We start from the raw sequence: 13,972 nt of genomic DNA on the forward strand, positions 1-13,972 counted from the left end.
ACAGGCCGACCATGCCCCTCACGATGAAGTACTCCGAGACCTACAACGACGCACTCATCGCGCTCGCTGCCGCTACTCATCGGCCGGCCAACGTGGTGAATCTGTTCGGCGAGTACGCCATTCGTGTCGATCTCGAGTACAACCGTTATCTGCTGGCGACAAACACCGCGGCCGGACTCTCCGATCGACCCGACAACGGGGAATCGTGGCTGGTGCGGTTCTTCCAATCCGAGAACACCGACACTGCGGATCGCCTTCTCGCGGAGGCGTCGCACCAATGGTTGGTCGATGCTCTGGACGCCGCGTTCGACCAGATCGAAGCGGCGGGCAACAAGATCTCCGCCGACGCGGACTTCGGCGACCCTACCCGCACCGAAACTCCATCCTGAACAGCATCGTCTCCCGCGGGCGTCACTAGTCGTTCTCGGCGGTCAACTGGCTGATTCGAGCCGCTAAGACTGCATTCTCTGCCTCCAGGGACAGAATCAGACGAATTCCGACAAGATTGACCCCATCGTCGATCAGCGCGGTGATGCGTCCGAGCGTATCCAGGTCGGCCTCGCTGTACCGACGCGTACCACCGTCCGTGCGGGTAGGGGTGAGTAGACCCCTTCGCTCGTAAAGGCGCAGCGTCTGAGGTCCTACCCCGGACAGCTCTGACATCACTGAGATCCCGTATACGCCGCGCAGCGCCCGGGTCTGGGATTCCGACGTCACTGGAACCTCCTAGTTCGGTGTCGGCTGTCTCAATCGGCGTTATCCGACCTTAGCATCATCACGCAGTGAATCTGACGCGGGGAACATAGATTCAAGCGTGTCCAGGGCCACTGACGGCAAAAATTGGAGTGCCAGAAATGCATGTAAATGCAGCTCAAGTCCCATTTCAACGAGATCGCAGAGCTAGCTCCCCTTCGCCACCGAGCCGAAGCAGCCTTGCCAATTATCTACATCGGCTGATATAGATTTTGTAGCACCTGAAAGCGCCATAACCGGAGCTCGATGGTGCAGAACACCCAGACGTCGGAGTCGGTGGTTCAGCCGACTCCCTCACGGCACACTCTTCACCGGGAGCAAGATGACGACGATCGACATCCCGCCCACACAGGGCGAGAGCAACACCGGCATCGGATTCACTGTCGCAAGCGCGACTTTGACAACCGAAGAGGTCAAGCGCCGAATCGCGATGATGTACGGCGACCCGGTGACAGAGGAGCCGGTAGCACTCGCGCACTGAACCTGTCCGACACGCGATCCGATTGACGATGGCGCGAGATCGCCCCGTTTGCGGGCGATCCCCATCACGACGAGAGGAAAACATATGTCCGAGTTCACCGTACCGGGACTGAGCAGCGCAGACGGTTCGTCCGTCGCCGATATTCTGCAGGAACGCCTCAGCGCCTACAACGATCTTCACCTCACGCTCAAGCACGTTCACTGGAACGTCGTGGGCCCCAACTTCATCGGCGTCCACGAGATGATCGACCCCCAGGTGGAGTTGGTCCGCGGCTACGCCGACGATGTGGCCGAACGTATCGCGGCACTGGGTAACTCGCCCAAGGGCACCGCGGGAGCGATCGAGCGGGACCGCACGTGGGACGACTACTCCGTCGGCCGAGACGACGCTCGCGCGCACCTCGCTGCGCTCGACCTCGTCTACACCGGGGTCATCACCGACAGTCGCACAGCAATTGACAGCGTCGGCAAAATCGATCCGATCACCGAAGACATGTTGATCGGCCAGACGGCACAGTTGGAAAAGTTCCAGTGGTTCGTTCGTGCTCACCTCGAGAACTCGGGTGGCAGCCTCGTACACGAAGGCGCGTCCACCGAGCAGGATGCCGCAAATGAGGCACGCCAGAGCTGATGCACCGTCCGCGATTTCGGCCGATCGGGGGTCGGCCGAAATCGCACCCCCCACAACAGGAAAGGGCAAGAGCATGTCTGCGGACTCGCGCGGCACGTCGGCACAGACACGTCGCGAGTATCAGATGTTCGTGTTGCAGCAGCGTTTGTTGTTCGGATCGATCGTGGCAGGCACCGCTCTTGGAGTTCTCGCGATCAACTACTTCTGAAATATCAGGGGCCGCAGCCGTCGAAGACAGGACAGAAACGACACAATCATGAGTTCGAGCACTCTCCGCTCGATCGTTCGTAGCGATCGCTTTGCGGCAAGCACTTCTTCTCTTCTGCTCGTGGACAGCGATTTTCGCATCCAGGGCGCAAACGACGAGTACCTTGCCGTATCCGGCCGCAGCCTCGATCAGTTACACGGAGTGGAAGTGTTCGAAGCCTTCCCCGACAATCCCGACGACTCGTTTGCCGACGGAATCTTCTCGTTGACAGCGTCATTCGAGCGCACGATGCACTCCAGAACTCGGGACGCACTGCCGACTCAGCGTTACGATGTGCGCGACGAGCGAGGCAGCGGGCTGTTTGTCACGCGCTATTGGAATACGGTCAATTCCTCTGTCACCGATGATGACGGCAGGGTTATCGGAGTGCTTCATCGTGTGTACGAGGTTCTACGACCGCGGGCTCAGCAGTCCAGTTCGGCGTCAGACGTACTTGCCCGCCTTCGCGCGGAGAACGACGAACTGAGAAGAGCTTTGGACTCTCGGCCAGTGATCGAGCAGGCCAAGGGATTACTGATGGCAGAGCGCGAGTGCTCTGCCGACCACGCCTTCGACTTTCTGGTTCAGATGTCGCAGGAATGGAACGTCAAGGTGCGCGACATCGCCGGTGGTCTTGTCGCCGCAGCAGAAAGACGTGCCGTGGATCAAAAGAATTCCTGACGACCGGGATTCAAAAGTTGTACGGCTGGGTAATGACCGACCAGAGGTACCCCCGAAATCTTCCCCGCGAGGGAGGAGCCTCGAAGGTCCCGCCGGTTCAGGCCGGCGGGACCGAGCTTTGCCTCAACACCCGACCTGGATCCTCGATCCGAGTCGAGTTCGTCACGCAGCGAAGGGAACGTCCATGTTCATGCGCTCCTACACATCTCCCAGGCCCCTTGCCGACGAGTGGGATTGGCAGCTGTCCGGCACCTGCCGCGACACCGATCCCGCCCTGTTCTACGACGACACGAACGAGCGCGGCTCCCGGCGAGCGAAGCGCGAGAGTTCGGCGAAGCTGGTGTGCGCCAGATGTCCTGTCGTGCAGAGATGCCTCGTGCACGCCATCCAGACCGGGGAACCCCACGGCATTTGGGGCGGCATGACGGCGACCGAACGAGAATCGTTGCGTAAAAGTCGAACTGAACCACTGATCAGTGCCGCGGCGAGCTCACCGGAATAGGTAGCAACCTCAAGGTCTGGCCTCGTGGTGTCGCAAACCGTGCGTGCGGCGTCGCTCCTTCATCTCGGCTTCGAAGAGGTGCGGTACTCCACCGGCCAGCTTGTCACGCACCACCTGCTCGCATTCGCGAAAGAAGGACCAGTAGTTCTCGTCGAACTCTTCGACGAGCTGGAAGGTCCAGCGCCCTTCGACCACGTTCCGGCCCATCAACTCGCCCTCGATCTGATCGGCCAGCTCGTCGTTACCGCTGGATCGCAGTAACTCGACGACCTCGTCGAGCATGAGATCCGCATGTCCGATCAGCTGATGGAAGTCGTACAGAGCGCCGCGCGCCCGCTCCACCGTTTCGAGGGCGTTCGACAACACCCCCGCTGCCTTCACCTCGTCGTCCGTGACGCCTTCCGGTCGTGTGTGTACGGGGATCTGCCTGTCCGCCTGAGTGCCCATGAAACGGACGTACCCGAACGGGTCACAAATGAAAGATGGCAATCGGTACGAGCGCACCACAGGTGATGTGTCTCACAATTCATCCTCTAGTTCGAGTAAAGAGGATTACTTCGCCGCGCGAAGGGTAATCGAAGGCCATGAATACTTCCGGGGTAGAGATGGCTGGCACGCATGGCCGGTACCGTTCCTTGCCTCGGTCCGCCGGAATTACGCCACATCTACCTACAGGAAGCCCCTTGATCCCTCTGTCGAGTCCGACCGAAGCCGAACTTACTCACGACTCCATCGCCTCGCTCCGCGTCCGAGCGTCCTACTCCCAACTGCCGACTCTGCGTGGGATCACTCGCACTGTTGCCAACAACACCGGGTTGGATGTCGACGGAACAGCCGATCTTGCTCTGGCGATGGACGAAGTCGCGAGCATCCTCATCGGCCATGCGATACCGTCCAGCGACTTGACCTGCCGATTCGAGACCTACGGTCGCACACTGCGGATCGTCGTATCGGTGATTGCGCACTCCGAAATACCCGACAAGTCCCACAGCTTCGGATGGTTCGTTCTCGAAGCACTGGTCGACTCGGTCCGTTTGGAACAATCGGAAATCGACGCGGACGGTCACATCACCCTGACGATGACGCTTGAAAAGGGCTTGCTCCAGGAGCGTGCGTGACCGCTGTCCCACCGGACAAGAAGGACCAGTACGAACTAGCTGTCGAACTGTTCGTCTCGATGGCTTCGCTTCCGCCTGACGATCCGACCCGAGAAAAGATCACCAACTCGATCATCGAACTGTGCCTACCACTGGCCACCCACGTCGCTCGCCGCTACCAGGGACGCGGCCAGCCATTCGAGGACTTGGAACAAGTTGCGCGCGTGGGTTTGGTACAGGCTGTGCAGCGATTCGACGTAGACAAAGGGTCAGATTTCCTGTCGTTCGCAGTCCCCACCGTAATGGGTGAGGTACGCAAGCACTTTCGCGATCACGGCTGGTCCGTGCGCGTGCCTCGCAGCCTTCAGGAACGACACCTTGCCCTCAACCGGGCGCTCACGTCGTTGTCGCAGACGCTCGGCCGTGCACCGACAGTCGCGGAACTCGCCAAGGAGCTCGACATAGAGCCGGACGAGGTCGAGCAGGGTTTGACCGCCGGAAATTCGTATCGAACGACCCCGCTCGACACGGCGTCCGCCGGCGACGGGAGCGGACTGACCCTGATCGATACTTTGGGACAGTACGACGAAGCGATCAGTCGGATCGACAATCACGAAACCCTGCGGCCCGCGCTCCTGGCACTACCGGAGCGCGAGCGCACGATCGTCGTTCTCAGATTCTTCGGTCATCTCACCCAATCCCAGATCGCCGACAAGGTCGGCATCTCTCAGATGCATGTATCGAGAATTCTCACTCAGACTCTGAAGCAGCTACGGACCGAGATGGGTGAAATCTTCTGAAGGTACGTCTCGCGGATCAAATGTATTCCTGTGCAAGACGTTCCAATTCGTCTCGATCGATGAGGCCGGGCTGGCCGATGTCGAGAGCCTCGAGATATTTGTTGGCGAGGCGATAATCGTGCCCCCAACGACCGTGCTCGCCGTCCTGCTCGGCGCGCTGAACACTGGAACCGGGCGGAACCTCGTCCCTCAGTCCGTTGGTCTGCGCGCCGATCAATGTGTCCAGCTTGGTCGAGATGGCCGTGAGTGCATCGCGGTCGTTCATCTGAATCCCTTCGTCAGGTGACGCTGATCCCCCACCATACCGAAGTGCCTGTCCAAAAACATTGCACCGCTTAATGTTCGACTACAAGCCTGGACCGATCCAAGCCCTCGAGCTACACTGAACGGTACCGAGGTTGAGAATACAGCCGGGGCTGAAGCCGCTGGCGCTCGGTTCGCATCAAGGCTCTGGATCAGGTCACATTTTCCTGCGTACATCCATTGGGCTCAATGCTTTCCACACCTGGACTCTTTCACTTTCCGTGCCGCCAGGTCGGTCGTCAGCCTTTCGATGAAAAGCACACAGACCGGATCTGCCATGAATCTGAATGATCTCGACCATGCACCGATCGATTTCGTCGATCCCTCAACACAATTGGGGCCGATCGTGGACACACAAGGCTTCGCGGCCTGGCGGATAACACCCTCGACAGTCCTGATCCAGGTCGACGTCGACCTCGACAAACTGTCCGCGCCAGAACTACGAGAACTTCTCGACTCGTACGCAGCGGAGTGGTCTCGCGTCATTCTCGACCTGTCCAATTCACTGTTCGTCGGTGCGGTCTGCCTCGAACTGTTCGCCGAACTGAACTCCCGTTCGCGAGCCCACGATTTCCAGTGGTCCGTCATCGGGTCACACCCGCTTCGACGCTTGCTTCGGGCTGCGCGGGCGGACGAGGAATTCCCGGTCACCAACTCTGTCGAGGGAGCCATGCGCGCACTCGACGAAGCCGAGCAGTCGCTCGAAGCCTCCTGACGCCACGCCTGCACCGGCGTCGAGCGCCGCACGCTCGCAGCGACTAAGGTTCGTCGGGCTGTCCGACGAGCTGAGAGAGACCGAGAATGACAATCGCCAAGCGCCTCGATGCCTTGCAACAGAAGCATCCGGCACTGGGGTTCCCGATAGCGGTCCTCTACAAGTTCCTCGACGATCAAGGTGTTTATCTCGCCGCGCTGATCGCTTACTACGGTTTCGTCTCGCTCTTTCCTCTTCTTCTGTTGCTCTCGACCATTCTCGGCTTCGTGCTCTCGGGCAACCCCGTGCTTCAGCAACAGATCTTGGACTCCGCGCTGCATCAGTTTCCGGTAATCGGTGACGACCTGGGCAATGCGCAACAGATCGGCGGCGGTGTCACAGGGCTGGTGATCGGAATCGTCGGTGGTCTCTACGGTGGCCTCGGCGTCGCTCTGGCTTGCCAGAATGCAATGAACACGGTGTGGTCGGTGCCCCGAAACATGCGACCGGATCCCATCCGCGGTCGTCTTCAAGGGTTACTGCTCCTCGGCACGATCGGTCTCGCGATCGTGGGGACCACCGCTGTCTCCAACATCGGCGGTGCGCTTCATCTGGGCGGTTCGTTCAGCTTCCTGCTGACCCTTGCGGTAGTCGTATTGAACGCGGGCATCTTCATCGTCGCTTTCCGGCTCACCTGCGCCCGCCCGCTCTCGGTGGCCGATGTGGCACCCGGAGCGATCGCCGCTGCTGTTCTCTGGCAAGCACTTCAGTCCTTCGGTGCCCTTTACGTGACATCCGTGGTGCGAGGCGCCTCCACCACCAATGGCGTCTTCGCCATCGTTCTGGGTTTGTTGGCCTTCTTGTTCCTCGCCGCCGCCTCGATCGTCATGTGCGCGGAAATCAACGTCGTGCGAGTCGACAAACTCCATCCGCGGGCGTTGTTGGCTCCGTTCACCGACAACACCGAGCTCATCGAAGGCGATCGGCGCACCTTCGCCGATCAAGCAAAGGCGCAACGCGCGGTTCCTCACGAGAACATCCATGTGACGTTCGACGGGCGCACCAAACCCGACGATTCGGACTGATCTCGACCCCGATCGAGTTGGGTATTTGGTCCCCTCCTGGGTATCGGGGTGGCATTCTGCGCCGCGAATCCAGATTTAACACAAGTGTTGTCATTTCGCGCTGCATCGAAGCGACGAATACATCACAGCAGGTAAACGCGCATAGTTGAACAATCACCTGCTTCCGACGCGGTCCCGGAACGGGACAAAGCCGTCAAATACTGCAACTCGCCATGCATGTAATTGGAGACAGAAAAAGAAGAGCATGGCAGGATCAGGTGTGAGACCGGACTCTCGATGGGAGGGCTCGGCTCGATGGATCCAGGAGAATTTGGTTATGGCTCAGGGCAGTGTCAAGTGGTTCAACGGTGAAAAGGGCTTCGGATTCATCGAGCAGGAAGGTGGCGGACCGGATGTGTTCGTTCACTACTCGGAGATCCAGGGCAGCGGCTACAAGTCCCTCGACGAGGGCCAGAAGGTCGAGTTCGAGATCGGACAGGGCCAGAAGGGCCCCCAGGCTCAGAACGTTCGCGCCATCTGAGTTCGATCCCAGTCTGACTTCAGACTGAAAAGGCTGGACGCTGCACCGCACGGTGCCGGCATCCAGCCTTTTCTTGGTTTCCGAGTCTTCCTGGTCTTCCTGGCCTTCTTGGACTCCGAGTCTGGTACCGGCTCGGCTAGGTCGCTCGCGCTCGCTTCTTCTTGTGTGAGCTGTCGCAGAACGGCGCGATACCGGTTCGTCCGCATCGACACAAAGCAACCGTGGAGCGCTTGTTCTCGATCGGAGTGCCGTCGTCACGGAGCAACTCGAAGTCACCACGCACCAGCAGCGGGCCGTCCGAGCAGGCGGTTATGGTGGTGTTGTTACCGGGAACACTCGGTGTTTCGGCAGATGACGATTCGGGAAACGCGGTCATATGTCCTCTTCACTTCTCGATTCGGCCACTGGCGTGCCCACTTCCATGCCTGTTCCACAGGCGCGCGGCCCACTGAGCGCCACTCTTGTTTCCATTCTGCGCTCCTCGGCCGATCCGAGGGAGCTTACGGCTGCCACCGACGCCTACGAGGATGCACGGTCCATCGACCCCACCTACGACATTCTTCGAGACGACGACGCTCAGTTGACCCTGACGCTCCTCTACGAGCTTCATTTGCAGGGAATCGAGAACGTCTCGGACGAGTGGGAGTGGAATCCGGATCTGCTCGCCGTGCGCTCTCGGCTCGAAGCGCGCTTCGAGTCCGGCATCGCGGAACTTGTGGGAGAGGTTCCGTCGTCCGGCGACGTGGTGGCCGACCTGTGGGCGATGACCGCTCCCAACGCCGGCCCCGGTCTTGCGTCCTTCATGGCGAAGGACGCCACGGTCGATCAGTTCGCGGAGGTGCTGATTCACCGTTCGCTCAATCAGCTCCGTGAAGCGGATGTGCACACCCTCGGAATTTCGCGGCTCTCCGGGGCCGTCAAGGCGGCACTCGTCGAAGTGCAGAGCGACGAGTACGGAGGCGGCCGCGCCGAGCGTATGCATTCGCGTCTTTTTGCCGACACCATGCGGGCTGTCGGTCTTTCGGACCGCTACGGCCATTACATCGATGCTGTTCCCGCGGTCACCTTGGCGTCGTTGAATGCTCTCTCGCTCTTCGGTTTTCATCGTCGACATCTCGGAACCCTGGTCGGGCACCTGTGCGCCGTCGAGACCACGTCGGCGCTGCCGAGCAAGCGCTACAGTGCCGGCCTGCGCCGACTCGGATTCGGTTCGGACGCGACACTGTTCTACGACGAGCACGTAGAAGCAGATTCGGTTCACGAACAGATCGCCGTTCGCGAACTTGCCGGCGGTCTTGCTTCTTCGCAGCCGCACCGCACTGATGACATCTTGTTCGGCGCCGCAGCGTGCCTCGCGTTCGACGACCTTCTCGGCGATCACCTCACATCGAGCTGGGAGAAGGGCGAGACTTCGTTGCGCGAATGATCACGAGTTGTTCGATTTCCTGACCGGTGGTGATCAGCCCTCGCGCCTCGAGCATGGTGCGCCGCTCGCGCATCACGGGCCCGAAGGGAATGTACTTCCGGGCCGAAATCTCCACGGCCATACCGTGTTCCTCGAGTATGGCCTCGGTCTTGTCGACCCCACACAGTACCGACTGCAGGAGAAGAAGGGTGCCACCGGGGACGAGCACTTCGTGAACCGTGGCCGCGATCCTGTCGATCAGGGCACGACCGTCCTTGCCTGCGTCCCAAGCCCGTTCGATTCCAGTGGTAGGGAGATCATCTGCAAGCGCAGGGACGTACGGCGGGTTGGAGATCACCAGATCGAAGAGTTCCCCGTGCACCGCGCCGGTGAGGTCCCCACGACGGGAGTCGATCAAGGTTCCGTTGAGGATCCCGTTGAGACGAGCGTTGGCACACGCTCGGCGAGATATGTCGACAGCGACGACGTGACCTGCACCTGCCGCGGATGCCGCGACGGCAAGGGCGCCGGTCCCCGTGCACAGATCCAGCACCCGACTGCGAGCAGTGAGGTGCTCGAACAGCAGCGCATCCGCCAGTAACGACGTGTCGTGTTGCGGTGGATACACACCAGGTAGACGCAGGATCATCATCGGCTCCTCTTTTTCAGGCGACATCGCACATCGCTGCGTGCGGCTACCCAGGAACCTCGGATTTCATGCAACATCGAAGCATCAACCGCCTGGAACGGTTACATCGTCGCAGTTTGCGGAGTAGACCTGAGTCATGACAGGCAATGCGGACACTCCACAGGGAGCCGCGGCGTTTGCTTCCGCAGCAGATTCGCTCGACACTCTCGCCGAAGCGATCGCCGGACTCCGGTCCACTCTGAACACGGACGAGCATCTCGACTCCATGCTCCAACGTCTGGCCGAGACTGCTGTCAAAGCCCTGCCGGATGCCGATGCTGTCAGCGTGACGGTGCTGTCCGCCGATGGCCCACGAACTGCCGCATCCACCGCGGACTACCTTTCCGAAATAGACGACGCCCAGCACTCTGCCGATCGTGGTCCGTGCGTTGACGCCGCGCGCACTGTGTCGTCGGTACGGGCAAAGGTGGGTGATCACGAGGACACATGGCCGGAATTCACCGCCGAGGCCCGCAAACAAGGCGTCCGGTCCTACTTGTCCGTGCCGATCACCATGGGAGAAGGCAGCACCGAACTACTCGGCGCTTTCAACGTCTACGGATTCGCGTCGACAGAGTTCAAGCCCTTCGACGAGGAGTTGATGAAATTGTTCACCGCCGGTGCGGGCGCAGCGATCGCAGATTCACGACGCTGGCGTCAGGCGCACGAACACATCGAACAACTGCACTGCGCCATGGAATCTCGGGCCGAGATCGAACAGGCCAAGGGCGTCCTGATCGCCGTCCACGGTATCGACGCCGACGAAGCATTCAGCCGTCTCGTGCAGCAATCGCAGCACACCAACGTGAAACTGCACGAGGTTGCCCGGATGCTCGTCGATTCGGTGCGCCACCGCCGGTTCTGAAAGAACGCCGGCGGCAAAACCCCATTTTGTACCCCGAAGGTGCAGTTCCCAAACGCATCCAGAGATGTTTCACCGAAACAGTTTTCGACCTGCGTAACTGCTGGCGGTCGCGCGGCGGCACTCGTCCGAAATGTGGTTATCTGTTGAGAACCGGGACGAAAGAAGACCCGACCGTACCAGGGTGAGGAAAGGATCGTCACTGTGCCAATCGACCAGGTTCTTGTCGTAGTTCCCGCCCACAACGAAGCCGAAGACCTTCCCAATTGCCTTCGCGCACTCGCAACAGCGGCGTCGGCTTGCGTTGTCCCCGTCCGACTGGTTGCCGTCCTCGACAACTGTTCGGACGGAACCGCGGGGGTCGTCCCCGACGGAGTGGAAGTACTGCGCGTCGAGCATCAGAACGTCGGACGTTCGCGAGCGACGGGCTTCTCCGCGTTCGGCTCAGATTTGGGCGCCTCAGCGTGGTTCACCACCACCGATGCCGATTCGGTGGTCGGCCCCACGTGGATTGCGCGCCAATTGGAATATGCGCGTACTGCGGATGTCGTCGCGGGAACCGTGCGCATCGCCGACTGGGAAGGTCATCCACACTCAGTCCGAGAACGATACGAACGTATGTATCACGAGCATCCGTACGGTCGACACGGTCACGTCCACGGTGCCAACCTCGGTGTCCGCGCCGACATGTACTGGAGCGTCGGAGGATTCTCCGATCTCGAAGAAGACGAGGACGTCGATCTCGTCCGGCGGTTGAGCGAAGCTGGTGCCTGTATCGCATGGGCCGAAGACATTGCGGTCACCACGTCTGCACGTCTCGACGGCCGAACTCCGGGCGGTTTTGCCGGACATATCCGTAACCTGGGTGGTACGACCGCCGATAACGAAGAAGCGGAGCTGGCACGATGAAACGACTACACACACTCCTGGACGCAGGTGGACTGTACTTGCCGTTGCCCGGCGGCGGCGCGACGGCCGCACGATGGACTTCCCTGGCAGAACTCACTCGAGAGAACGTGGTCCTCGGCCGAATGGCTGAGGCCCACACCGATGCAGTCGCGATACTCACCGAACTCGACGGACCCGATCCCGAACCGGGTCAGCTGTGGGGAGTGTGGGCAGCCGAGCCACCCGAACCAGTGGTGAATGCATCTGAGCACGTGGGAATCTGGACGCTCACCGGTCGCAAGTTGTGGTGTTCGGGCGCCAACACCTGCACGCATGCACTGATCACCGCGTTGGTCGACGGTGTCCCCTCGCTCTTCGCGGTCGAGCTCGGGCTACCTGGGGTACATCCCGTTCCCGATTCGTGGAAGGCCGTTGGCATGGCCGAAAGCGACTCCAGCGCGGTCGATTTCGACATGGTTCCGGTAATTCCGGTCGGGACGGCAGGCGACTACCTGAGCCGACCGGGGTTCTGGCACGGCGCGATAGGAGTGGCCGCATGCTGGTACGGCGGCGCCTGTGGCGTCGCAGATCCGTTGTACGACAAGGCCGCAAGCAGCGAAGATCCCTACGTACTCGCGCACCTCGGTGCGGTCGACGCGGCGCTGGCCGCGGCCCGCAACGCGCTCGCAGTCGCGGCGGCGGAGATCGACGCCGACCCTTTCGACGAAAATGCCGAGGCCATGCAACGGGCACTGCGTGTGCGGGCAATCGTCGAGCGCGCTGCCACCGAGACCCTGGATCGGGTGGGACGCGCTCTCGGGGCTGCACCGCTCTGCATGGACGCCGAGCATGCCGCCCGCGTCGCCGACCTCACCGTCTACTTGCGGCAGAGCCACGCCGAGAAAGATCTCGCAGAACTGGGCCGGATTGCGGCCAAGGGGAAACGGCCGTGGTGAACTCGAAACTGTTCGCGCAGAAGCCCGTCGACGATGGCGGCACCCCCGAATCGACGTGGCGGGAGTGGGGACGCAGGTTTCCGGAACTGGACCTGAGCGGGTGCTCGCGATTGATCGTCGTCGCACCTCATCCCGACGACGAAATCCTCGGCCTGGGTGGAACCGCACTCCTGGCAACACTTTCCGGAATCAATGTCCACGTGGTGTCCGTTACCGACGGCGGCGCTTCACATCCCGACTCACCGACGGTGACTCAGCCCGAGATGGAACAACTTCGACGGTCCGAGTCGGATCGAGCGGCGCGTGTGCTCGGGATTCCCGCGCCGGTTCGATTGAGCATCCCGGACGGGAAGATCGGCGAGAACCGGCGAGAGTTGACCGACCGCCTCAGCTCGATTCTCGGTGATTCCTCGGCCGATACCTGGTGCGCCTCGACGTGGCGAGGGGACGGCCACCCGGATCATGAAGCCACCGGTGACGCTGCGGCAAGGGCGTGCGCGGATACTGGAGCACGATTGATCGAGTACCCCATCTGGGCGTGGCATTGGGCCGCGCCGGATCATGCGGCAGTCCCGTGGGACAGAGCAAGAAGAGTGACCTTGCCCTCCGACGTGCAGGCTGCAAAATCTGCTGCCACCAATGAGTTCACTTCACAGATCGCCCCGCTTTCCGATCACCCCGCGGATGCGCCCATCCTCCCCCGACACGCGATGGAACGACTACTGCGACCGTACGAGACGGTGTTCGTATGAGCGATCGTGAACTGCCCGCGGATTACTTCGCCAAGATGTATGCCGCACAGTCCGACCCATGGGATTTCGAATCCCGCTGGTACGAGCAGCGAAAGTACGCGCTCAGTGTCGCCATGCTCCCGAAACCTCGATACCGCCGCGCGTTCGAACCTGGGTGCTCGATCGGGGTTCTCACCGAGAAGTTGGCCGAGCGCTGCGACAGCGTTCTCGCCACCGACATCGTCCCCGTCGCACTGGAGAATGCTCGCGCGCGGCTTTCCGGTCGTGACGCCGAATTTCGTCTCTGGGCTTTGGGTGACGACTGGCCCGACGAGACCTTCGACCTCGTCGTCGTCAGCGAGGTCGGCTACTACCTCACCTTCGAAAAGCTCACCGAGGCAATGCTGCACGTCGTCGAGCACCTCGAGCCTGGCGGAACGCTGCTGTGCGCCCATTGGCGTCACGTCGTACCGGAGTATCCGCAAAACGGTGACGCCGTTCATTCGGCTGTGCGCCAGACGCCGGGGTTGGCGCAGTTCGCGTCGTACCAGGACGAGGACGTGCTGATCGATGTCTTCGTGAAAGGTCCACCGTCACCACCATCGGTAGCTCGTTCCGAAGGTTTGATCTAGAACCCCTGTGCGCGGTT

At 61.0% G+C, this 13,972-nt stretch carries 22 protein-coding genes; 17 read left to right on the forward strand and 5 right to left on the reverse strand.

Translation table 11 applies throughout. From position 1 onward, the window contains the following. Window positions 1–11 precede the first annotated feature (11 nt). Window positions 12–389 (forward strand): hypothetical protein, encoded by a 378-nt coding sequence (locus tag DBV08_RS10355; protein ID WP_124567379.1) that lies wholly within the window; start codon window positions 12–14, stop codon window positions 387–389. 25 nt (window positions 390–414) lie between these two features. On the opposite strand, the gene DBV08_RS10360 is transcribed toward DBV08_RS10355, so the two are convergent. Then, the gene (locus tag DBV08_RS10360; RefSeq protein WP_124567380.1) at window positions 415–717 is read right to left on the reverse strand and encodes a MerR family transcriptional regulator; all 303 of its coding nucleotides are present in this window, start codon (window positions 715–717) and stop codon (window positions 415–417) included. Between the two features lie 358 nt (window positions 718–1,075). Here DBV08_RS10360 and DBV08_RS32275 point away from each other — a divergent pair, with 358 nt between their 5' ends. The 5 genes from DBV08_RS32275 (at window position 1,076) to DBV08_RS10380 (ending at window position 3,294) form a co-directional block, all read left to right on the forward strand. Further along, window positions 1,076–1,234, forward strand: a complete 159-nt coding sequence (locus DBV08_RS32275; RefSeq protein ID WP_166812223.1) for a hypothetical protein — start codon at window positions 1,076–1,078, stop codon at window positions 1,232–1,234. An 84-nt stretch (window positions 1,235–1,318) separates the two neighbouring features. Continuing rightward, entirely contained in the window at window positions 1,319–1,864 is a 546-nt protein-coding gene (locus DBV08_RS10365; RefSeq protein ID WP_095971904.1) for a Dps family protein, read from the forward strand. Window positions 1,865–1,937: 73 nt separating this feature from the next. Then, window positions 1,938–2,072 (forward strand): hypothetical protein, encoded by a 135-nt coding sequence (locus DBV08_RS32830; RefSeq protein WP_020968725.1) that lies wholly within the window; start codon window positions 1,938–1,940, stop codon window positions 2,070–2,072. A gap of 48 nt (window positions 2,073–2,120) precedes the next feature. Next, complete coding sequence (locus DBV08_RS10375; RefSeq protein WP_095971902.1) at window positions 2,121–2,792, forward strand: ANTAR domain-containing protein; 672 nt, start codon at window positions 2,121–2,123, stop codon at window positions 2,790–2,792. Between the two features lie 190 nt (window positions 2,793–2,982). Further along, window positions 2,983–3,294: a WhiB family transcriptional regulator gene (locus tag DBV08_RS10380; RefSeq protein ID WP_283376884.1), complete on the forward strand. Its 312-nt coding sequence runs from the start codon at window positions 2,983–2,985 to the stop codon at window positions 3,292–3,294. Between the two features lie 9 nt (window positions 3,295–3,303). Here the strand turns inward: DBV08_RS10380 and DBV08_RS10385 are convergent, their stop codons facing one another. Continuing rightward, a complete protein-coding gene (locus tag DBV08_RS10385; RefSeq protein ID WP_095971958.1) occupies window positions 3,304–3,741 on the reverse strand; it encodes a hypothetical protein in 438 nt (145 codons plus the stop codon). A 236-nt stretch (window positions 3,742–3,977) separates the two neighbouring features. Here DBV08_RS10385 and DBV08_RS10390 point away from each other — a divergent pair, with 236 nt between their 5' ends. Continuing rightward, window positions 3,978–4,412, forward strand: coding sequence for an anti-sigma factor (locus DBV08_RS10390; RefSeq protein WP_019747468.1), 435 nt, complete (start codon window positions 3,978–3,980; stop codon window positions 4,410–4,412). Beyond that, window positions 4,409–5,191, forward strand: coding sequence for a SigB/SigF/SigG family RNA polymerase sigma factor (locus DBV08_RS10395; protein ID WP_095971901.1), 783 nt, complete (start codon window positions 4,409–4,411; stop codon window positions 5,189–5,191). Before DBV08_RS10390 ends, DBV08_RS10395 begins: the two co-directional genes overlap by 4 nt. Window positions 5,192–5,207: 16 nt before the next feature. Here the strand turns inward: DBV08_RS10395 and DBV08_RS10400 are convergent, their stop codons facing one another. Next, the gene (locus DBV08_RS10400) at window positions 5,208–5,456 is read right to left on the reverse strand and encodes a modification methylase HgiDII (RefSeq protein WP_124567381.1); all 249 of its coding nucleotides are present in this window, start codon (window positions 5,454–5,456) and stop codon (window positions 5,208–5,210) included. Between the two features lie 315 nt (window positions 5,457–5,771). On the opposite strand from DBV08_RS10400, the gene DBV08_RS10405 reads away from it, so the two are divergent. The 3 genes from DBV08_RS10405 to DBV08_RS10415 all read left to right on the forward strand — a co-directional run bounded on the left by DBV08_RS10405 (window position 5,772) and on the right by DBV08_RS10415 (window position 7,793). Then, window positions 5,772–6,209 carry an STAS domain-containing protein gene (locus tag DBV08_RS10405; RefSeq protein WP_124567382.1) on the forward strand — a complete coding sequence of 146 codons (438 nt, stop codon included), beginning with the start codon at window positions 5,772–5,774 and terminating at the stop codon, window positions 6,207–6,209. 86 nt (window positions 6,210–6,295) lie between these two features. Beyond that, window positions 6,296–7,273 carry a YihY/virulence factor BrkB family protein gene (locus DBV08_RS10410; protein WP_124567383.1) on the forward strand — a complete coding sequence of 326 codons (978 nt, stop codon included), beginning with the start codon at window positions 6,296–6,298 and terminating at the stop codon, window positions 7,271–7,273. Window positions 7,274–7,589: 316 nt separating this feature from the next. After that, complete coding sequence (locus DBV08_RS10415) at window positions 7,590–7,793, forward strand: cold-shock protein (RefSeq protein ID WP_003943666.1); 204 nt, start codon at window positions 7,590–7,592, stop codon at window positions 7,791–7,793. Between the two features lie 136 nt (window positions 7,794–7,929). On the opposite strand, the gene DBV08_RS10420 is transcribed toward DBV08_RS10415, so the two are convergent. Further along, the gene (locus tag DBV08_RS10420) at window positions 7,930–8,169 is read right to left on the reverse strand and encodes a CDGSH iron-sulfur domain-containing protein (protein ID WP_095971897.1); all 240 of its coding nucleotides are present in this window, start codon (window positions 8,167–8,169) and stop codon (window positions 7,930–7,932) included. Between DBV08_RS10420 and DBV08_RS10425 the strand changes: the two genes are divergently transcribed. Next, complete coding sequence (locus DBV08_RS10425; RefSeq protein ID WP_124567384.1) at window positions 8,170–9,219, forward strand: iron-containing redox enzyme family protein; 1,050 nt, start codon at window positions 8,170–8,172, stop codon at window positions 9,217–9,219. It begins immediately after the preceding gene. Here the strand turns inward: DBV08_RS10425 and DBV08_RS10430 are convergent. Beyond that, a complete protein-coding gene (locus tag DBV08_RS10430) occupies window positions 9,176–9,874 on the reverse strand; it encodes a HemK2/MTQ2 family protein methyltransferase (protein WP_172436642.1) in 699 nt (232 codons plus the stop codon). The two genes, DBV08_RS10425 and DBV08_RS10430, sit on opposite strands and share 44 nt — an antisense overlap. A 109-nt stretch (window positions 9,875–9,983) precedes the next feature. Between DBV08_RS10430 and DBV08_RS10435 the strand changes: the two genes are divergently transcribed. The 5 genes from DBV08_RS10435 to DBV08_RS10455 all read left to right on the forward strand — a co-directional run bounded on the left by DBV08_RS10435 (window position 9,984) and on the right by DBV08_RS10455 (window position 13,955). Further along, on the forward strand, window positions 9,984–10,751 hold the full coding sequence (locus DBV08_RS10435; protein ID WP_124567385.1) for a GAF and ANTAR domain-containing protein: 768 nt from the start codon (window positions 9,984–9,986) through the stop codon (window positions 10,749–10,751). 201 nt (window positions 10,752–10,952) lie between these two features. After that, window positions 10,953–11,657 (forward strand): glycosyltransferase family 2 protein, encoded by a 705-nt coding sequence (locus DBV08_RS10440; RefSeq protein ID WP_124567386.1) that lies wholly within the window; start codon window positions 10,953–10,955, stop codon window positions 11,655–11,657. After that, on the forward strand, window positions 11,654–12,592 hold the full coding sequence (locus DBV08_RS10445; RefSeq protein WP_124567387.1) for an acyl-CoA dehydrogenase: 939 nt from the start codon (window positions 11,654–11,656) through the stop codon (window positions 12,590–12,592). Before DBV08_RS10440 ends, DBV08_RS10445 begins: the two co-directional genes overlap by 4 nt. Beyond that, window positions 12,586–13,344, forward strand: a complete 759-nt coding sequence (locus DBV08_RS10450; protein ID WP_124567388.1) for a PIG-L deacetylase family protein — start codon at window positions 12,586–12,588, stop codon at window positions 13,342–13,344. The genes DBV08_RS10445 and DBV08_RS10450 overlap by 7 nt, the downstream gene beginning before the upstream one ends. Next, complete coding sequence (locus DBV08_RS10455) at window positions 13,341–13,955, forward strand: class I SAM-dependent methyltransferase (RefSeq protein WP_124567389.1); 615 nt, start codon at window positions 13,341–13,343, stop codon at window positions 13,953–13,955. Before DBV08_RS10450 ends, DBV08_RS10455 begins: the two co-directional genes overlap by 4 nt. Window positions 13,956–13,972: the final 17 nt, after the last annotated feature.

This window comes from Rhodococcus sp. KBW08, assembly GCF_003852455.1.
GTDB lineage: Bacteria > Actinomycetota > Actinomycetes > Mycobacteriales > Mycobacteriaceae > Rhodococcus_F > Rhodococcus_F baikonurensis.

What these genes read in the sequence shown, in the direction of transcription:
- DBV08_RS10435 (WP_124567385.1), top strand. Translation starts at nt 9,984, where the DNA reads ATGACAGGCAATGCGGACACTCCACAGGGAGCCGCGGCGTTTGCTTCC.
- DBV08_RS10385 (WP_095971958.1), bottom strand. Translation starts at nt 3,741, where the DNA reads ATGGGCACTCAGGCGGACAGGCAGATCCCCGTACACACACGACCGGAA.
- DBV08_RS10365 (WP_095971904.1), top strand. Translation starts at nt 1,319, where the DNA reads ATGTCCGAGTTCACCGTACCGGGACTGAGCAGCGCAGACGGTTCGTCC.
- DBV08_RS10355 (WP_124567379.1), top strand. Translation starts at nt 12, where the DNA reads ATGCCCCTCACGATGAAGTACTCCGAGACCTACAACGACGCACTCATC.
- DBV08_RS32275 (WP_166812223.1), top strand. Translation starts at nt 1,076, where the DNA reads ATGACGACGATCGACATCCCGCCCACACAGGGCGAGAGCAACACCGGC.
- DBV08_RS10425 (WP_124567384.1), top strand. Translation starts at nt 8,170, where the DNA reads ATGTCCTCTTCACTTCTCGATTCGGCCACTGGCGTGCCCACTTCCATG.
- DBV08_RS10405 (WP_124567382.1), top strand. Translation starts at nt 5,772, where the DNA reads ATGAATCTGAATGATCTCGACCATGCACCGATCGATTTCGTCGATCCC.
- DBV08_RS10415 (WP_003943666.1), top strand. Translation starts at nt 7,590, where the DNA reads ATGGCTCAGGGCAGTGTCAAGTGGTTCAACGGTGAAAAGGGCTTCGGA.
- DBV08_RS10455 (WP_124567389.1), top strand. Translation starts at nt 13,341, where the DNA reads ATGAGCGATCGTGAACTGCCCGCGGATTACTTCGCCAAGATGTATGCC.
- DBV08_RS10420 (WP_095971897.1), bottom strand. Translation starts at nt 8,169, where the DNA reads ATGACCGCGTTTCCCGAATCGTCATCTGCCGAAACACCGAGTGTTCCC.
- DBV08_RS10380 (WP_283376884.1), top strand. Translation starts at nt 2,983, where the DNA reads ATGCGCTCCTACACATCTCCCAGGCCCCTTGCCGACGAGTGGGATTGG.
- DBV08_RS32830 (WP_020968725.1), top strand. Translation starts at nt 1,938, where the DNA reads ATGTCTGCGGACTCGCGCGGCACGTCGGCACAGACACGTCGCGAGTAT.
- DBV08_RS10430 (WP_172436642.1), bottom strand. Translation starts at nt 9,874, where the DNA reads ATGTCGCCTGAAAAAGAGGAGCCGATGATGATCCTGCGTCTACCTGGT.
- DBV08_RS10400 (WP_124567381.1), bottom strand. Translation starts at nt 5,456, where the DNA reads ATGAACGACCGCGATGCACTCACGGCCATCTCGACCAAGCTGGACACA.
- DBV08_RS10410 (WP_124567383.1), top strand. Translation starts at nt 6,296, where the DNA reads ATGACAATCGCCAAGCGCCTCGATGCCTTGCAACAGAAGCATCCGGCA.
- DBV08_RS10445 (WP_124567387.1), top strand. Translation starts at nt 11,654, where the DNA reads ATGAAACGACTACACACACTCCTGGACGCAGGTGGACTGTACTTGCCG.
- DBV08_RS10375 (WP_095971902.1), top strand. Translation starts at nt 2,121, where the DNA reads ATGAGTTCGAGCACTCTCCGCTCGATCGTTCGTAGCGATCGCTTTGCG.